17 protein-coding genes and 1 pseudogene are annotated in these 18,124 nt (G+C 54.2%); 7 read left to right on the top strand and 11 right to left on the bottom strand.

Features of this window, described 5'->3' with window-relative positions; genetic code table 11:
- Window positions 1-2: 2 nt before the first annotated feature.
- From VMF88_04640 to VMF88_04625, 4 genes are all read left to right on the top strand, one after another.
- Complete coding sequence (locus tag VMF88_04640) at window positions 3-1,220, top strand: pyridoxal phosphate-dependent aminotransferase (protein ID HTY10342.1); 1,218 nt, start codon at window positions 3-5, stop codon at window positions 1,218-1,220.
- Entirely contained in the window at window positions 1,217-2,857 is a 1,641-nt protein-coding gene (gene pckA / locus VMF88_04635; protein HTY10341.1) for a phosphoenolpyruvate carboxykinase (ATP), read from the top strand. Before VMF88_04640 ends, pckA begins: the two co-directional genes overlap by 4 nt.
- A gap of 324 nt (window positions 2,858-3,181) precedes the next feature.
- Window positions 3,182-3,721: a transposase gene (locus tag VMF88_04630; protein HTY10340.1), complete on the top strand. Its 540-nt coding sequence runs from the start codon at window positions 3,182-3,184 to the stop codon at window positions 3,719-3,721.
- 101 nt (window positions 3,722-3,822) lie between these two features.
- Entirely contained in the window at window positions 3,823-4,017 is a 195-nt protein-coding gene (locus tag VMF88_04625) for a hypothetical protein (protein ID HTY10339.1), read from the top strand.
- A 26-nt stretch (window positions 4,018-4,043) separates the two neighbouring features.
- Here VMF88_04625 and VMF88_04620 read toward each other — a convergent pair.
- The 10 genes and pseudogenes from VMF88_04620 to VMF88_04575 all read right to left on the bottom strand — a co-directional run bounded on the left by VMF88_04620 (window position 4,044) and on the right by VMF88_04575 (window position 12,146).
- Window positions 4,044-4,190, bottom strand: a pseudogene (locus VMF88_04620) (zinc ribbon domain-containing protein).
- A 9-nt stretch (window positions 4,191-4,199) separates the two neighbouring features.
- Window positions 4,200-5,399 (bottom strand): pyridoxal phosphate-dependent aminotransferase, encoded by a 1,200-nt coding sequence (locus VMF88_04615; GenBank protein ID HTY10338.1) that lies wholly within the window; start codon window positions 5,397-5,399, stop codon window positions 4,200-4,202.
- A 255-nt stretch (window positions 5,400-5,654) separates the two neighbouring features.
- Complete coding sequence (coaD, locus tag VMF88_04610) at window positions 5,655-6,143, bottom strand: pantetheine-phosphate adenylyltransferase (GenBank protein HTY10337.1); 489 nt, start codon at window positions 6,141-6,143, stop codon at window positions 5,655-5,657.
- Entirely contained in the window at window positions 6,140-6,697 is a 558-nt protein-coding gene (gene rsmD, locus VMF88_04605; GenBank protein ID HTY10336.1) for a 16S rRNA (guanine(966)-N(2))-methyltransferase RsmD, read from the bottom strand. The genes coaD and rsmD overlap by 4 nt, the downstream gene beginning before the upstream one ends.
- Before the next feature lie 2 nt (window positions 6,698-6,699).
- Window positions 6,700-7,611, bottom strand: a complete 912-nt coding sequence (locus tag VMF88_04600) for a hypothetical protein (GenBank protein HTY10335.1) — start codon at window positions 7,609-7,611, stop codon at window positions 6,700-6,702.
- A complete protein-coding gene (locus VMF88_04595; protein HTY10334.1) occupies window positions 7,608-8,063 on the bottom strand; it encodes a helix-hairpin-helix domain-containing protein in 456 nt (151 codons plus the stop codon). Before VMF88_04595 ends, VMF88_04600 begins: the two co-directional genes overlap by 4 nt.
- A gap of 45 nt (window positions 8,064-8,108) precedes the next feature.
- The gene (gene dnaJ, locus VMF88_04590; protein HTY10333.1) at window positions 8,109-9,260 is read right to left on the bottom strand and encodes a molecular chaperone DnaJ; all 1,152 of its coding nucleotides are present in this window, start codon (window positions 9,258-9,260) and stop codon (window positions 8,109-8,111) included.
- A gap of 2 nt (window positions 9,261-9,262) precedes the next feature.
- Window positions 9,263-9,862: a nucleotide exchange factor GrpE gene (locus VMF88_04585; protein HTY10332.1), complete on the bottom strand. Its 600-nt coding sequence runs from the start codon at window positions 9,860-9,862 to the stop codon at window positions 9,263-9,265.
- A 45-nt stretch (window positions 9,863-9,907) separates the two neighbouring features.
- The gene (gene hrcA / locus VMF88_04580; protein ID HTY10331.1) at window positions 9,908-10,939 is read right to left on the bottom strand and encodes a heat-inducible transcriptional repressor HrcA; all 1,032 of its coding nucleotides are present in this window, start codon (window positions 10,937-10,939) and stop codon (window positions 9,908-9,910) included.
- Between the two features lie 439 nt (window positions 10,940-11,378).
- Window positions 11,379-12,146 carry a response regulator gene (locus VMF88_04575; GenBank protein HTY10330.1) on the bottom strand — a complete coding sequence of 256 codons (768 nt, stop codon included), beginning with the start codon at window positions 12,144-12,146 and terminating at the stop codon, window positions 11,379-11,381.
- A gap of 369 nt (window positions 12,147-12,515) precedes the next feature.
- On the opposite strand from VMF88_04575, the gene hpnC reads away from it, so the two are divergent.
- Genes hpnC through hpnE form a run of 3 tightly spaced genes read left to right on the top strand, consistent with a single transcriptional unit; the run spans window position 12,516 to window position 15,580 of the window.
- The gene (gene hpnC, locus VMF88_04570) at window positions 12,516-13,343 is read left to right on the top strand and encodes a squalene synthase HpnC (protein HTY10329.1); all 828 of its coding nucleotides are present in this window, start codon (window positions 12,516-12,518) and stop codon (window positions 13,341-13,343) included.
- Window position 13,344: 1 nt separating this feature from the next.
- Window positions 13,345-14,211 carry a presqualene diphosphate synthase HpnD gene (hpnD, locus tag VMF88_04565; protein HTY10328.1) on the top strand — a complete coding sequence of 289 codons (867 nt, stop codon included), beginning with the start codon at window positions 13,345-13,347 and terminating at the stop codon, window positions 14,209-14,211.
- Window positions 14,192-15,580, top strand: coding sequence for a hydroxysqualene dehydroxylase HpnE (hpnE, locus tag VMF88_04560; GenBank protein HTY10327.1), 1,389 nt, complete (start codon window positions 14,192-14,194; stop codon window positions 15,578-15,580). The genes hpnD and hpnE overlap by 20 nt, the downstream gene beginning before the upstream one ends.
- A 19-nt stretch (window positions 15,581-15,599) precedes the next feature.
- On the opposite strand, the gene VMF88_04555 is transcribed toward hpnE, so the two are convergent.
- Window positions 15,600-17,231 carry an ATP-binding protein gene (locus tag VMF88_04555; protein HTY10326.1) on the bottom strand — a complete coding sequence of 544 codons (1,632 nt, stop codon included), beginning with the start codon at window positions 17,229-17,231 and terminating at the stop codon, window positions 15,600-15,602.
- Window positions 17,232-18,124 lie beyond the last annotated feature (893 nt).

Here is an 18,124-nt window from a genome sequence, read left to right as displayed (position 1 = left end):
CCATGAGCGTCAGTCAGCTTGCAAAATCAATCGCTGAGTCGCCGACGTTGAAGTTGAACGAAGAGGCGCGCGTGCTGCGTGAAAAAGGGGAAGCGGTCGTTCACCTGGGGGCCGGTGAGCCGAAGAACAAGGCTCCGATCAACGCGATCCTCAGCGCCTCCGCAAAGCTTAACGCGGCGGACATCAAGTACACACCGACCGACGGTATTCCGTCCCTTAAAAAGGCGATCATCAAGTACACCGAGGAGAACTACAACCGCATCGTGGCGCCGGAGAACGTCATCGTCTCCGCCGGAGCGAAGCAGTCGGTGTACAACGTCCTATATTCGATCGTCAATCCTCAGGACGAGGTCATCATTCTTGCGCCGTATTGGGTCAGCTATCCCGACATGGTGAAGATGGTGTACGGAATCCCGGTCATTGTCACGCCGGAGGACGGGGGATTCTATCCCCGCTTCGAGGAAGTGGTCAAAGCGGTCAGCTCATACACAAAAGCCATCATCATCAACAGCCCGAACAACCCGTCCGGGGTCGTCTATCCGGAAGAATTCATCGCGCAGATCGTCGAATTCTGCGAGACAAAGGGAATTTATGTGATCATGGACGACATCTATCACAAGCTGGTGTTCGACGGCAAGACGGTCCCCGTTTGTTTCAAGTACACGAAGAAAGACACGGAATCGACTCACATCATTGTCATCAACGGCGTGTCGAAACTCTACGGCATGACCGGCTTCAGGATCGGCTGGGCCGTTGCGAACAAAGAACTCGTCGGGATCATGTCGAACGTTCAAAGCCAGATCACATCGTGCACTTCGGTGCTGCTGCAGGCAGCGGCCGAGGGGGCATTGACCGGTCTCCAGAGCGCCACCGAGAGCCTCCGCATGACGCTGGAGAACAACCGCAATGTCATGATGCAGGAGCTGAGTTCCTTCAAGGGAGTGAAATGTACGAAACCGAACGGGACGTATTACTGCCTGCCGGATTTCCGCGCGTACTCCAATAAATCGGTCGACCTGTCGCAGCTTTTGCTGAAGAAAGCGCTCGTCGTCACGGTGCCCGGAAAAGAATTCGGCATGGAGGGACATCTTCGCCTCAGCTATGCAGGCACGATCAAAGAGATCACCGATGGCGTCACACGCATAAAATGGGCGCTCGACCCATCGTCACCCAATGAAATTTACATCGGCGACAGAAAACTTGTGAGGGACTGGCTATGAACAACATCTTAGACATCAAAACACCAGCGCAAGGCGAAGCCGCCGCCTTAAAGAGCGACTTTGGGCTTGACAACCACGGCCTCGCAAATTTACGGATGGCATACTGGAATCTGCCGTCCGAGGCGTTGTATGAGGAGATCACCTTCCGGCGTGAGGCGAGAATTTCTCATCTCGGGCCGATCATTGCCAACACCGGAAAACATACTGCCCGTTCCGCCAACGATAAATTTATCGTCAAAGAGCCGACGACGGAGAATCAGATCTGGTGGGGACAATACAACCGTCCGTTCAGCACTGATAAATTCAACGATCTGTATAACCGGCTGCAGGGATTTTTACAGGGAAGAGACGTGTTCGTGCAGGATTGTTACGGCGGCGCCGACCCGAACTACCGGATGCCGATCCGCATCATCAGCGAGCATGCATGGCATGCCCTCTTCGCGCGGAATATGTTCATTCTCCCCGAGACGAACGAAGAATACCGGAGACACGTTCCCGATTTCACCGTTATCGCAGTCCCTTCCTTTAAGGGCATTCCGCAGATCGACGGCACGGCGACGAACACCTTTATCGTGCTGAACTTCGCGCAGCGCTTATGCATTATCGGCAACACGGCGTACGCCGGCGAGATCAAGAAGTCGATCTTCACCATCCTCAATTATCTCCTGCCGCTGCAGGGGGTGATGGCAATGCACAGCTCGGCGAACATCGGCAAGGACGGCGATGCGGCGATCTTCTTCGGTCTTTCCGGAACGGGGAAAACGACGCTCTCCGCCGACCCGAAACGAAGCCTGATCGGGGACGACGAGCATGGATGGAGCGACGAGGGAGTGTTCAACTTCGAAGGGGGATGCTACGCCAAGGTCATCCGGCTCTCGCCAACTGCCGAACCGCAGATCTACGCGACGACGAAGATGTTCGGGACGATCCTCGAGAACGTTGTGTACGACCCGGTGACGCGGCTGATCGACCTCGACGATGAATCGATCACGGAGAACACCCGCGCCTCCTACCCCCTCGGATATATTGCCAACGCCGTCCCCGAAAAAATGGGAGGGCATCCGAAGAACATCATTCTCCTTACCTGCGACGCCTCGGGCGTCATGCCGCCGATCGCGCGGCTGACGGCGAACCAGGCAATGTACCAGTTCATTTCCGGTTACACGTCAAAGATCGCCGGGACCGAGGTCGGCCTCGGAAAGGAGCCGGAGATGACGTTCAGCACCTGCTTCGGTGCGCCGTTCATGGTGCACCATCCGTCGTTTTACGCGGACCTGTTGAAGCGGAAGATCCTGAAGCACGGCGTCACCTGCTGGCTCGTCAACACGGGCTGGATCGGCGGACCGTTCGGCATCGGCAAGCGGATCAGCATCGGACACACGCGGGCGCTCCTCAACGCGGCCCTGTCCGGCGAACTGCAGAAGGCCAAGTTTGTCAAAGATCCGATCTTCGGCTTCGAAGTCCCGACGACCTGTGACGGCGTTCCTGCCAACGTGCTCGACCCGTCCGGTTCGTGGCCCAGCAAAGAACAATACACGCAGAAGTACAAACAGCTGGCATCGCGGTTCATCGAGAACTTCAAGAAGTTCGAGGATGGATGTCCGAAAGAAGTGATCGACGCCGGACCGAAGATCTAAGCAGTTGTCCTTGTTGAAAGTCAAAATCCCCGGGCAAAAGCTTGGGGATTTTTTTTAGATAAAATTAAACATTCCAATCCCAACGGGACGTTGGGAACGAGGCAAAAATATTCTTGGTGTACTTCGTGCGCTTCGTGGATGGCTACTGTTTCTCGTCCCATCTTGCTCCCAAACTCTGTTTGGGAGCGAAGGTGAACAGAATTTCAGGGGCTTTTCCGTTCCGAACGAGACGTTGGGAACGAGATGACATAGGCTTTTGCGTTCCCGATTTCCGATTGGGCACGCCACATGAAGTTCCGCTTCACAATGCAAAGGGGGAAATAGATGACCCGCACCCGCTATAAAATCTACAACGAGCAGCTGCCCCATTTCCTGACGATGACGGTGGTTGGATGGATCCCATTGTTTGCAAATCCTGGAATCGCCTCCATTTTGCTTGAATCGCTCCGTTTTGTGCAAAAGGAACGCGACGTCATTTTATACGCCTATGTCATTATGGAGCACCATTTGCACCTTATTGCATCGGCGCCAGAACTGGGGAAGACAATGAAAGAGTCCAAGTCATACACGGCGAGAAGGATCATAGATTATTTAGAAGAGAAGAAATTGCTGCCATTATTGGAGGATCTGCATCGGGCAAAACTAGCCCATAAGGCGAAAAGCGAGTATCAACTGTGGCAAGAGGGAAATCATCCCCAAGAAATTTATAGCGAGGCAATGCTCATACAAAAGATTGAGTATATTCATACTAACCCGGTGCGGCGGGGATATGTTGATGAGCCGAAATGCTGGCGTTATTCCAGTGCGAGGAATTATGAAGGTATGCAGGGTCTGCTGGATGTAACAATGGATTGGAGAAATTAAGCGGTGTGTCATAACTTCCCGTTCCCAACGAGACGTTGGGAACGAGATGACACAGGCTTTTGCGTTTCCAACGAAACGTTTGGAACGAGGTAAAAATATTCTTGGTGTTCTTCGTGCGCTTCGTGGATGGCTACTGTTTAGGCTTTGACGGCGGCTCTGGTTTCGGCGGGGCCGAAGGGGGATCGGGCGGTTTTGTGGAAGGAGAAGACTTCTCGTCGGAGGATGGCGTCGAAGCAGCCTTCGAGTTCTTTTTTGAGTTTGTTGACCCTTTCGTCTCCGGACTCGAGCCTTTGTAATCCGTTTGATAGAACCCGCTCCCCTTGAAGATCATACCTGCACCGGAACCGATGATGCGCTCCAAGTTCGGCGTTTTACACGAGGGGCATATGGTCAGCGGAGGGGCCGTTATCGACTCATATTCCTCAAATTCGTGCTTGCATTTCTTGCATCGATATTCGTATGTCGGCATATTCTCTCTTCAATTCCCGTTAAGTCTTTTGAACCCGCGCGTCATCCGCACCGCCGCTTTTTCCAATTCCTGCATCGAGCAGGCGTACGATATTCGCGCATAATTCTTTGCGCCGAACCCGCTTCCCGGAACGATCACCACGCGCTCTTCATCCAGCAAATACTGTGCGATATCATCTCCCGATCTCAGCGTTTTTCCCTTCGCTTTTTTGCCAATGAATCCGCTCAGGTTCGGAAAGATGTAGAACGCCCCTTTCGGCTTGGCGCAGGTGATTCCTTCGATCGACGTTACCGCATCGTAGATGAAGTTCCGCCGGCGCAGGAATTCCGAAGCCATCGAATTGACCTCGTCGTCCGACCCCGTCAGGGCTGCGAGAGCGGCGTGCTGCGAAATCGACGAAGCGTTGGAGGTCACCTGGCTTTGCACCTTCTCCGCCGCATCGACGATCTCTTTCTTCGCTCCAAGGTAGCCGATCCTCCAGCCGGTCATCGAGAAGGCTTTTGAGACGCCGTTGACCGTGATGACATGGTCGCGCACGTCGGGAATCGACCCGATGCTAAAGTGTTTCGCTCCGTCGTATATGACCTTTTCGTAGATCTCGTCCGAGATCACGTAGAGGTCGGCTTTTGCCGTGACTTTTGCCAGCGCCTCGATCTCTTCCTGCGAATACACTGTCCCTGTCGGGTTCGAGGGGGAACAGAAAAGAAGCGCTTTCGTTTTCTTCGTGATTGCCCTTTTCAACTGCACCGGCGTCATCTTAAAATCGTTCGCTTCCGTTGTGTTGATGATGACCGGCACGGCGTCGACCAGCTTCACCATTTCAGGATAGGTCACCCAGTACGGCGCCGGGATGATCACCTCATCCCCCTTGTTGCAGATCGCTTTCAGGGCGTTGTAGATGGAGTGCTTGGCGCCGTTGGAGACGAGGATCTGCGACGGATCGAACGAGAGATTGTTGTCGCGCTTGAACTTATCGGCGATCGCTTTCCGCAGCTCGACGATGCCGGCGTTGATCGTGTAGCCGGTGTAATTATTCTCGATGGCGGAGATCGCCGCTCTCTTGATGTGGAAGGGGGTCGGGAAGTCCGGCTCGCCGGCCGTCAGCGTCACGACGTCCACCCCCTCGGCCTTCAATTTCTTGGCAATCGCCGACATGGCCAGCGTCATAGATGGTTCGGCCTTCGCAACTTGTCTCGATAACGATTTCAATGCAGGGAGATGTCCTTTCTTACTGAGGTTAGACTTCTGATGTGAACAATCATCGTTCGATTATAATTCGTAATTCGGGACTTCTGAGAAATGCCTGAGTAATGTCATTCTGAGGAGCGTAGCGACGAAGAATCCAGTTTTTCTTTTGAAAATGAGCGAATAGATTCTTCGCTCCGTTCAGAATGACTTTTGGACACCGGTTTCTCAGAAGTCTCAATTCATAATTCCTAATTCCTAATTATTCACTGCTCTCAGCTAGAATCCCTTGACCTTTTTCTGTAACCGCGCATAGACATTCGGCGGAACGAACGACTTATAGTCGCCGTTCAGCCGCGCAAGTTCCCGCACGATACTGGAGTTAAGATACGTGTACCGTTCGTGCGGCATTAAAAAAACGGTGAAGATCTTGTTGTCCTGTTTCCGGTTGATAAGCGCCATTTGGAACTCGTACTCGAAATCGGATATTGCCCGCAGGCCGCGGATCAGCGCGACCGCTTTTTTCTTTCTGGCAAAGTCAATGAGCAGTCCGTCGAAGGCTTCGACGGCGACGTTCCGGTATTTGTTCCGCCTGATGACCTCCTCGATCATCTCCACCCGCTCGCGCTCGTCGAACATCGGAGATTTGCTGGAATTGTTCGCGACGGTGACGATCACCTTGTCGAACAATTCCATTCCCCGTTCGAGGATGTCGATGTGACCGTTGGTGATCGGGTCGAACGTCCCCGGATACAATGCAATTTTCATGGCCGGCTTTCGAGTCGTGATTGGAAAAATGTGACCACGGTCCTCCCATATTTCCTCACGTCCGCCGCTGCACATAACGGACTTTCTTCAAAACGCAATTCCTGCGGGTGTTCGATGATCAGATACCCATCCTGAGAGACCACCCCGCTCCGAAAAATCATCGACGGCAGCCGCTGCAGGACTTCAAACTCGTAAGGGGGGTCGGCAAAAACAACATCGAACTGGCCTCGCGGACGGGCAAGGTACTCGAACACGTCGGCTGCGATCACTTCGCATTCCGAGGCCGCGATCGCCGCGAGGTTCTGTCTCAGGTATTCGACCGCGCGCCGCGAGTTTTCCACGAACACGGCCCGCCGCGCTCCGCGGCTCAGCGCCTCTATTCCCAAACTTCCGCTTCCGGCAAACAGGTCGAGCACCTGCGCGAGCGGCCAGTCGACCCTGTTCTGCAGGATGTTGAAGACCGAGCCTTTCACCCGGCTGGTGGCGGGGCGGACCGACAGATCGGCGACGGTCCGGAGCTGTCTTCCCTTGTGCTTGCCGGCGATGACACGCATCGCTATTCCGTTCTCAGCGCAAGGCCGACCGCCGACGCGTATTCCTGTTTGCGCGATTCGATATCCCGGTAATTCTTCAACGTCCTCGGGAGCGAGACCTTCCTGAACGGGTCCATGATCTCGACCGGGATGGAGACCAGCTCCTTCAGGCTTGAGACCAGCGCCGGCGAAACGATCCTGCCGTGGAAATAGACCGATTCTGCGCCGACCTCCTTCACGTACTCGGCCAGCTGGGCCATGTCGTTCTCCGTGCTCCATTCCATCGAAACGAAATTTCTTGTCTGCCCGCCGGCGAGGACGCTGGCGTCGAATGAACGTTCGTCCACACCGGCCAGCAGAACGCGTTTTGCCGCGGCCTCCGGATAGTTGAAGAGGAGGGCGTTCTCCGCGCCAAAATGGTCGACGTCGACGATGTTCAGCGTTCCGCTGAGCTGCCTGCAGACGTTGGCCAGGAAGTTGAGGAAAATTTTTCGTACGGCAACGAGCACCGTCGTGTTCACCTGGGTCTCCTCGTTTGTCTCCAGCACCATTGCGCCGAGGTTGAACGCGTTGGTGTTCTTGAGCAGCGCGTACTGGCCGAGTTCCCATTGGGCATGCTGGTCCAGCTCCGACTCGGAAAGCGAGGCGTCGGTCGGAATGGATTCCGCCACGACCATCCTGCTGTTCAGGCCGAAGGTCAGCGTGCGCGAACCGCTGCCGATCGTCTTGAAAAACGTCTGGAGTTCCTGGGCAAAGCCGCGCTCGCGCTGCGATGCTCCCGGCTGGCTGAACGCGTCCTGGTCGTCGAAGTTGAAGGATGAATTGAATGAGCCGGCCGCGGTCAGCGTATGTCCTTTAGGACTTTGCGCAATTTCAACAGCGGTGACCTGCGATTGTTCGAGGATGAGGGCGATATGACGTTCGGTTGATTTCATTTGAGTACCACGCGTGGGCGCAATTTTTCGAGTTTCTTGACTCCGATGCCTTTGATCTTTCTCAACTGGTCGACGGAAGAGAAGCCGCCGTGTTCGTCGCGATAGATCAAGATCTGTTCTGCAATGCCGTCGCCGATGCCGGGAAGCGAACGGAGCTCGTCTTTCGTCGCGGTGTTAAGATTGATCTTCTTCTTGCCCTTCCTGTCCGGCCTGCCGGCGACGATCGTTCCCGAATCTGCGGCCGGAGGCGCGGCCGTCAGGTACCGCGAACGCTCCTCAAACTCCTTGTCGGAAGCGGAATAGTCGAACTGACGGACCGGCTCCGGCGAGAAATACGCTTTGTACGCCTTGACCGAGACTCCGACAAGAAAGACGACCGACAGAAAAAAAAAGATTCTCTGCTCGTTCTTTGTGAAAGCAGCAAACTCCTGCAGACGCTTCAGCAGTTTCATGGGTTGTGCAATTGTTGGGGGACGGAAAAGAGGGTTCTTTTTCCGTCAAGAAAAAGTATTCCGTACTTTTTCGAAGAACGACTTATTCGCGTTCTTCTCATCTTCCGTCGGCACGATATGCTCGCTCGACGAAAGCTCCCGCAGCAATTCTTTTTCCCGTGCGTTCAGCTTTGCAGGAACCCAGACTTGAATTCGGATCAATTGGTCCCCCCGTCCAAAACTGTTAAGGTGCGGAATCCCTTTTTCTTTCATCCGCAGCATCTTGCCGGGCATCGTTCCCGGGTCGATCTTTACCCGCGAGCGGCCGGTGAGGGTCGGCACCTCGATATCGCCCCCAGTCGCCGCGTGCGGAAAGCTGATGAGGGCGTTGTAAATGATGTCGTCGCCGTTCCGTACAAAGTGTTCGTGGCGCACCTCATGGAACTCGACGATGACGTCTCCCGGCGGTCCCCCGCGCCTTCCGGCATTTCCCTGTCCCTGCATCGAAATATAATTTCCCTCGGACACGCCGGCCGGAACGTTGACTTTGATCGTCGATTCTCCCTGTTCGCGCCCCTCGCCGTCGCACGCCGTGCAGCGGTCGCGGACGATCTGTCCTTCGCCGTCGCAGTTCAGGCATGTGGTAATATTGACGAATTGGCCGAACATCGAACGCGAAACCTGGCGCAGTTCTCCGGTGCCGTTGCACTGCGGGCAGGTCGTTTTCGACGAGCCCGGCTTTGCGCCGCTGCCGGAACACGTCTGGCAGGTCTTCCATTTTTTGATCTTGATCTTCTTCTCGACCCCCGTCGCGATCTCTTCAAGGGTCAGCTTCAGCTGCACTTTGAGGTCGGAGCCGGCCTGGCCGGTCGTCCGGCGGCGCTGCTGCCTGCCGCCGGTGAACACGTCGTCGAAAATCGAGCCGCCGAAAATATCCCCGAAGTTCGAGAAGATGTCGTTGATGTCGGCCGAGCCCCTGAAGTCGGTGCCGCGCATTCCTTCGTGCCCGTACTGGTCAAAGCGCTGGCGCTTGGCCGGGTCGCTGAGAGCTTCGTACGCCTCGGCGGCCTCCTTGAATTTCTCTTCGGCTTCCTTGTTGTTCGGGTTCCGGTCCGGATGGTACTGCAGCGCAAGCTTGCGGTACGCTTTTTTTATTTCGTCCTGGGACGCGGTCCGCGGAACGCCGAGCACCTCGTAAAAATCACGTTTCGTTGCCATACTCAGTCTTCAAAATTCTCCGTCTTTGTCTGCTGGACGGGCGCTTCCGCCGGCGCCGAGGAGACGATCACCTTGGCATGCCGTATCACTTTGTCGAACAGCAGGTACCCTTTTTCCACCTCCTCGAGCACCGTGTGCGGAGGGACGTCGGTACGCGGCATCTGCATGAGCGCGTCGTGCACATCGACGTTAAATTCCTGGCCGACAACATCCATCGCCTTCAACCCCTGGGCTTCGAGGACCTTGAGAAATTTCGCATAGATCAGCTCGACCCCTTTGTAGAAAGGATCGTTCCCGGATTTTTCCTTGCCGCTCTTCAGCGAGCGGTTGAGGTCGTCGAGGACCGGGACGAGCTGGGTAATGATATTCTCGGCGGCGAATCTTGTGAGCGAAGAAAAATCGTTCTCCGTACGCCGCTTGTAATTGTCGAATTCCGCCGCTTTGCGAAGGAGCTGGTCCTTCAACTGGGCAGCCTGCCTCTCTAAATCGGCTATTTTTTCGTTCAGCACCGCACTCTCCGGCTTTTTGTCGGCCGGCTGCGCCGTTTCCGGCGCTCCGTCTACCGTCTGTTCTTTCTTGATGTCGTTATTCTCTTCCGGCATGTTTCCTTGGATTGAATCAATACGGATGTATGTGTTCGCGATCGCTTACGGCCGCAGGGCCATCGAGATAAGCTTCGCCATATAGTCGACGAGGGGGATCATCTTCGAATAATCCATCCTCTTTGCGCCAATGATGCCGACCGTGCCGCTGACATCCCCCGCGGCATATTGGGAGGTGACAACGCTCAGTTCCCGCATCTTTTCTTCCTGATTTTCGGACCCGATCGAGACCGAAATATTTCCTTCTCCAAATTCTTTTTTTTCCAGAATATGAACGATGATGTCCTCATTATCCAGCAGTTCGATGATGCCGCGGAAATTGTCGGCGCTGTTGAACTCCGGCTGCGACAGCAGGCTCTGCGTCCCCCCGATATGGACCTTGTCCTTGTTGCGCGCCTCGTCGAAGACCTTGTCGACCGATTCGACGAACAATCGTATCAAACCCGTCTCTTCGTTCTGCATGTCCCGGACGCGGTCGCGGAAGGTTCGCCTGATCTGCCGCAAGGTCAGGCCGGAAAGCCGTTCGTTGAGAATCCTGCTCACCTCTTCCAGCTTTATTTTGGGGATCTCGGAATGAACTTCCATCATGATCGTCTTCACCAAACCGGAGCGGATGGAGATTATGACCATCACCTTTGAGGCGGAAACCGAGACCAGTTCGAGCTTATCGAAGACTCCGGCGCTCACACGGGGCGTGGAGACGATTCCCAGCTGGTGCGAGATCGTTCCCAAAATTTTTGATGTTTCTTTCAGCACTTCGTCGGGATCGGCGCTCCCGTGGATCTGGGATTGAATGGCGGTCCGGTCCTGTTCCGAAAGAGTTTCCAGCTCGATCAACGAATCGACGTAAAACCTGTAGCCTTTGTCCGTCGGAATTCTTCCCGCCGAGGTGTGCGGGTGGTCGATGTATCCCAAAAATTCCAGATCGGACATGACGTTGCGAACGGTCGCAGGACTCAGGTCGAGGCCGTGTCTCTTCGAAATATAACGGGAGCCGACAGGCGTAGCGGTCTGGATGAAGCTGTAAATAATGCTCCGTAAGATCGTTCTTTCCCGTTCGTTCAAGCTCTCAGTCATTGTCAATCTGCCCGGTATGAAAAAACGCCGATATTCTATGAAAAGTACGAATTTTTAGGCGCTGAGTCAAGGAAGGAGGGGGGGATGGTGATGTCTCAGTTTGAATTATGCCAAACCACTCTTTTTTCTCTGTAGCCAGAGAAAGAAGCAAAGTCCCACTTTATGGGATCCCGCCTTTCATAGTTTTGGAAAGCGGGAAGAGAGATAACACGATAAATTGAGTCCTATACGCTGAATGGCAGGACTCAAGTGCAGGAAGGATCACCGCAGAATGCATTAAAGATCCGCATGACAAATCAGCACATGGTCAGAAAAGCGGGAATCGGTCGTCTCCCGTGAAGGCCTGGATGACGATCCTTACAGAATCTTAGAAACCGGAGACAAATGGTGGATGCGATCAAACAAAGGGGAGTGAGATATCAAACAGCAGCGCGGGATATTATCTCGCGAGCATTTCGACCTTCTGCTCTTTCAGGCGTTCCAGATTTCTTTCGAGCTGAGCCCGGATCTCGATGATGTCCTGATCGCCGGCATATTTTGTGTACACGATGTCCGAAATTCCGACGAGCGACCGGACGATCGATTCCACGGTATCCGCCTGGCGGCGAAGATCGGTGACCAGCTTGAGGAGAGGGTTGGCAAGAGTCGGGTCGAGCATCTTCTGGACATTTCTTTCGCAGACAGACGATTGAAGCTTGAAAATTGCGAGGGCGTTGTTGATGTGATGGGCGATCGTCCGCACGGTGGTCTGGAACATCTGAACGGCGGCTTCCATCTTCTCTTTTTCCAGCTGCTCCTTGTCTCGCGCCTGTTTATCCTTGCGAAAGAGATATCGTTCGTACACGCCGTGGAGCAAAATAGGGAAGTGATTAATTTCGAGATGTTCTTTGCGGACATAGTCGTAGGCGCCAAGCTTCATCGCTTCGACGGCGACTTCTTCTGTTCCGGCGGCGGTCATCATAATGACCGGAGTTTCCATTTTTTGCTCGTTGATCCATTGGAGCACCTGCAGGCCGGAAATATCCCCCAGGTTAAAATCCATCAAAACGATATCAATGTCCTTGATTTCTTTCAAGCGCTCGATGCCTTCGGTGCCGTTGTAAGCCGTTGTGACCCGAAAATTGCCCGTTTCCTGTAATTCCATTGCCAACACGTCGGCAAATGATTCTTCATCTTCGGTAATAAGAACGTGCAACGGTCTTTCCATCGATCGCTCCTCTTGAAACGTATTAAAAAAATGGAATTATTTAGGGAAGTAAACTTATTCGCGAAACCTTGGTGCTGGCAATTGTTTAGAAGGCAGGCCCGTTTGCGATGAGCAAATGTAAGTTGATAGGTAAAGAGAGTCAAGGCGAAATAAAAGATTTTCATAAATGTATGCACTTAGAAGGGTGACAATCCTGATAAACGAAGGCTTTGCGACGGGAGTAGGGGGACGAACGGCGCACGCGAATCATTTGGTATCGATTCGCCCTCGCAGCTTAGAGGCTGATCAGGATTGCAACTCCGCCGGTAATTGAGGATATTTTGACCGAGATCAATTCAAGTATCGATAAGTTTTCTTCCGAAAGTTCCTGTGTCAGAATCCCTCCAGTCGCTTGCCGAAACGCACTACGAGAATTTTCCGGTCGGTTCGATATTGGTCGCCAAAGAATTCCGGTCCCCGATCAGGCTGGTCTATGCTTTTGCCCGTGTTGCTGATGATATTGCCGATGAAGGGGATGCCCCGTCGTCAGTCCGGCTGCAAAAACTTGACGATTGGGAAGGGGAGTTCAGGGAATCCTTGGCCGGCCTCAGCGATGTTCCGTTCTTCATCGAACTTGCAGAGGCTGTCAAAGAGTATAGTATTCCGTCGTCTCTCTTCATCGACCTGATGGCGGCGTTCAAAATGGATGCCGAGGGAAGGGAATATCCGACCTTTGCCGACGTTCTTGCGTACTGCAGCCATTCCGCCAACCCGGTAGGGAGGATCGTTCTTCACATCGTGAGCCATGCGAACGACGAAACGTACAGGTTCTCGGATTCCATCTGCACTGCGCTGCAGCTGACGAACTTCTGGCAGGATTTGAGTATTGATATAAAGCGAAATCGTCTTTATATTCCCCGTGAGGATCTTGAGCGGTTCGGCGTAACTCCGGACGCACTCCGAAACGGCGGAACCGACGCCATTGCCCCGTTGTTGAAATTTCAGGTTGAGCGGACGAAGAGATTTTTTCTTGACGGCAAGCCGCTGTTTCATCTGGTCGATGCCCGTTTTTCGTTTGAACTCCGGGCGACGTTCCACGGGGGAATGAGGATCCTGGAAAAGATCGAACAGCTCGGGTATGATACAACGCGCCGCCGGCCGGCCCTCTCGATCGCCGACTGGCCCCTGATCGGATTTCGAACGCTACTCACACGCTGACATGGAATCACTTCTTGTAGCCGACATTATAGAAAAGAATAAACGGAGTAATTTCTATTACTCGTTCTTTCTTCTTCCGAAGCCCAAGCGCGACGCCATCAACGTCGTGTACGCCTGGTGCCGCACGACGGACGACATCGTCGACGAGGACGAGAACGTCAAGCGGAAGTATGTCCGGCTGCGCCAGTGGTCGCGGGAGTTCGAGCAGGCGATCGCGGGGACGTCGCGCTACCCGCTGCTGAACAAGCTGAGCCAGATCATCCAGCGGTTCAACATTCCGCTGAACCATTTTCACGACCTGATCAAGGGAATGGAAATGGACCTGTTGAAAACGAGGTATGCCACCTTCGGCGAGCTGCGGGAGTATTGCTACCGCGCGGCGTCGACCGTCGGACTGATCTGCACGGAAATTTTCGGCTATAAGAACGAAGGGGCGAAGGAATACGCCGTCAACCTCGGCATCGCTCTTCAGCTCACCAATATTTTGCGGGACATCAAGGCCGACGCGGCGAAGGGGAGAATTTATCTTCCGCTCGAAGACCTGGCCGAATTCGGGTACACCGAGGAAGAATTACTGGCCGGAACATACAACGCTCAGTTCATCCGTCTGATGAAATTCGAATGCGAGCGGGCCCGCTCATTCTTCAAGAGCGCTCTCGAGAATCTTTCGGAAGAAGACAAGCCGCTTTTCCTCGCGGCGCAGATCATGGAAGCCATCTATTTCCGGCTTCTCCAGGATATCGGCCGGGCGGAGTACAACGTTTTTTCCAAACGCATCAAGCTCTCCAATTTTACGAAGCTTCTGATCACCATCGAAGTATGGTGGAAGAACAGAAGGCTCTTCACGCATGCAGCTTCCCGCACGTAGTGCTCCCGATGTCGTTGTGATCGGCGGCGGCGTCAGCGGACTGACGGCGGCGGTCAGCCTTGCCGGGTCCGGTTATTCAGTTTGTCTCATCGAACAGAAGCAGCATTGCGGCGGCAGGACGTATTCATTTGTCGAAAGAGCGACCGGCGACGAGGTCGACAACGGCCAGCATCTGATGATGGGCTGCTATCATTCCACGCTGAACTATCTCGCCGCCATCGGCGCGATGCCTCTCGTTTCGGTTCAGGAGCGACTTTCCGTCTCCTTCCGCCACGCAGATCGCGGCCTTTTCCGGTTGCGTTCGGCTGCTCTCCCCCCTCCTCTCAACATCTTGGCCGGTTTGCTTCGGCTGAAAAGCCTTTCCTTCAGCCAGCGGTTGTCGCTGCTCCGTGTCGGAACGGCGCTTCTCTCCGCCAAGCCCGATTCCGACGAGAATCTCCGGGCGCAGACGGTTACCCAATGGCTCGATACTCTCGGTCAATCAAAAGAGAACAAGGAGTATCTGTGGGATATTCTTGCCATCGGAACGCTGAACGACTCGCCGGATGTCGTCTCTGCGGCGCTCTTCATCAAGGTTCTTCAGTCGGCGTTTTTGGGGAAGAAGCGCGATTCTTCCATGGTCATACCAAAGAGGGGCCTGAGCGTTGTTTTGGTGGATAACGCGGTCGAATTTCTGGAGCGGAACGGCGGCCGGGTCCTAACGGAGACGACGGTTGAAAGGGCCGAACTGGATGGGATGCAGATCTCAAAACTTGAGTTGAATTCCGGAGCTGCCGTCTCTCCGCGGGCCGTCGTTTCGGCCGTTCCATACTTCGATTTGCCGAGAGTGTTCGGCGGGGGGACGTCCGCCGTTTTGCCGGAGACGTCGTCCGCCGGCAGTTTCATCTCCTCGCCAATCGTCACGATCCATCTCTGGTTCGACAGGAGCTTTGTGGATGAGGATTTTACGGCGCTTCTCGATTCGCCGATCCATTGGGTGTTCAACAAATCCAGAATTTTTGAAAAGGAGAGCGGCGGCGATTATCTTTCGCTCGTCATCAGCGGCGCGGGGGATTTCATTGCAAAAGAGAAAGAGGAACTTCTTGCGCTGGCGTTGTCGGAGCTTCGGCGGTTTTATCCGGCGTGCGGCCGGGCTTCCCTTGTTCACTCTCTTGTCGTGAAGGAAAAACGGGCGACCTTCTCGCCGCGGGTTGGAACGGAAAGCGTTCGTCCATCGCACGCAACATCGGTCAGGAATTTATTTTTGGCGGGGGATTGGACCGACACGAAACTGCCGGCAACGATCGAGGGAGCGGCACAAAGCGGATACCGATGCGGGGCGCTGGTGCGGAAATTCCTTGAAGGCGCATCAGGAGATAGCGCGCGGTAATCTTCCCCCCGGTGAAAAGCTACGTCAGCGGAAAGAGGAGGCGGATGGTCGTACCTTTTCCCATTTCCGTTTCGATCTCGATCTTCCCTTTGTGGTCGTCCATCACTTTCTTCACGATCGCCATGCCGAGGCCGGTGCCGTGCTTCTTGCCGTACGTCACGAACGGCTCAAAGATCCTCCGCTTCACTTCTTCGGGCATCCCGGTTCCGGTGTCCTTGAAGTCGACCTTCACCATGTCGCCGGCGCTTTCCGTCGTGACCAGGAGCGTTCCCCCCGTCGGCATTGCGTCCGCCGCGTTGCTTGCGATATTATAGAAAACCCGTACGACCTTATCCTGGTCGATCCGTACCTTCCCCTGAAAATTGAGGTTCTTTTCCAGCTTGATGTTCCGCTTCGTCAGGTCTTTCTCGATGAAGGCGAGGACCCCTTCCATCACTTCGCCGAATTCCGCCGTCTGGATGTTGGTGGCGCTGACGCCGCGGCTGAAATCGAGGATCTCCTGCGTCATGTTGACGAACCGGTCGACCTGATGGATCATTTCGTCGGCGAGCTTTCCCGCTTCCTCGTTCCCCGATTTTTTCTTCATCACCTGCGCATAGACCCGCAGCGTCCCCATCGGGTTCTTGATGTCGTGGATGATGGTGCTGGCCATTCTTCCGACGGCGGAGAGACGTTCGCTGTTCACCATCTCCTGTGCAAGACGGGCGTTCTCGATCGCGATCGACGCGTGGATCGACAGAGCGTTGATGAACTCTTCGTCCTGGCTGGTGAACGGTCCCCCTTTTTTGTTCAGCATCTGAAAGACGCCGATAATTTTTCCGTCCCTGTTGCGCATCGGCATGCAAAGCATGTTGTTCGTCCGGAAGCCGGATTTCCTGTCGACCTCCGGGTTGAAGCGCGAATCGTTGTATGCATCGGGAATGTTGATCGTCTCCCCGGTCTTCGCGACGTAGCCGGACAATCCTTTGCCGATGGGGAGGCGGATCTCGATGACCTCGGTTCCCCGCAGCGCCTTCGACCAGATTTCCGATTTCAGCTCATCGATGAGATAGAGCGTCCCGCGGTCCGCAGAAATAGATTTGATCGAGGTCTCAAGGATGACGTCGAGGAGTTTATCAAGGTCGAGGGTGGAGTTGACCGTCTTCGCCGCGTCGATGAGCAAATTCAGTTTTTCTACCTGCCGGTTGGAGGCTTCAAGGTTCTTTTCCAGTTCCGCCACCACGATCTCGTCCGTCGAACGAAGCCGTTTGCTGATCGCCTTCAGCAGATTCAGCGTCACGATATGATTGGTCTTGATGAGACTGTCAAAATCGTGATTGGAGATGCCGGCGACGACGGTATTTTCCAGCGCGGTGGTCCGGGCAGAGCGATCGAGGTCCTCGATAAGCTCCATCTCGCCGAAAAATTCACCCTTGCCGAGGATGGCAAGCGGAGTTTCCATGCCGAATTTCGTGATCTTGGAGATCTTCACTCTTCCGTCGAGGATCAGGTAGAGGCGTTCGCCGCGGGTCCTTTCGTTGAAAATAACCGTTCCTGCGCTGAAGGTTTCCTCTTTCAGAGTCTTGGAGATCTTTTGCAGATCGTTGTCGCTGATGTACTTGAAGAGAGAATTGACGCGAAGGTTCTCGATCGTGAGATTCGTATTTTCCATGCGCGGCCTGAGTGTTTCGGCGTGAAGAAATTTTCAAGCAAATTTTTTTACATCAGCAGAAATTTACATATAAGCGTTTCGAGAGTCAAGGTGAGGGGCGAAAGGGGAGTCTCAGCACGAATTTTGCCAGACCTCACTTCTTTCTCTTTAGCCAGGGAAAGAAGCAAAGTCCCGCTTTATGGGATCCCGCCATTCATAGCTTTGGAAAGCGGGAAGAGCCCTTCGGAATCGGAACCCTCATGCCGACTCACAAGCTTGCCGTTTTCCTTAGGCGCGCATCGCGCCCAACGCACATACCCGCCGATTCCTTGCTTAAAATTTCAGCCGCTATTTGATCGCTATTCGAAATCGTCGGGTACGAGCAGGGGGAAGGATTCAATCGAAGGGTTCCAATTTCGGTGCAAAAATTCCCATATGATGATGTTCAAAAAACTTGTTGGCACCGAAATTGGCGGAAGTGCGGTTGGGATTGAATCTGAGCGTTACGATTTCGAAGGATTTCTTTGGATCCTTTCTTTCTCGGAAAGAAAGGATCCTATCAAATTGAGACACCCAGCGCAAGGGGGACCGTTCCAGGCCCGCAATCGCGGCTTTTAGGGGACGGATTCACTCGTTCTCAATCTCCGATCGCGAACGGAATGGATCTCGTTCTCGATATTTTCAGCCGAATGACAAATAACCGGAGCGCGAGGGGAAATTCTCAAACTTCACCGCCCCGGAGCGAGCCGGCCCAACTGCTGCTTCGCACAACAGCCGTGGCGGGCTTGACATTCTCGCAGTAACCCCTAACTTTCATTCCCAGTGACACCCCTCCTCTGAATATGCCTTTTCAAAGATAAGCTCCAAGATTTCGTAAGCACTATAAGCAATCCGTTCGTCGCATACTGGCAACG

Source organism: Bacteroidota bacterium (assembly GCA_035506275.1).
GTDB lineage: Bacteria > Bacteroidota > Ignavibacteria > UBA10030 > UBA8401 > JAGVPT01.
This window is presented reverse-complemented; position numbering and strand designations above follow the sequence as displayed.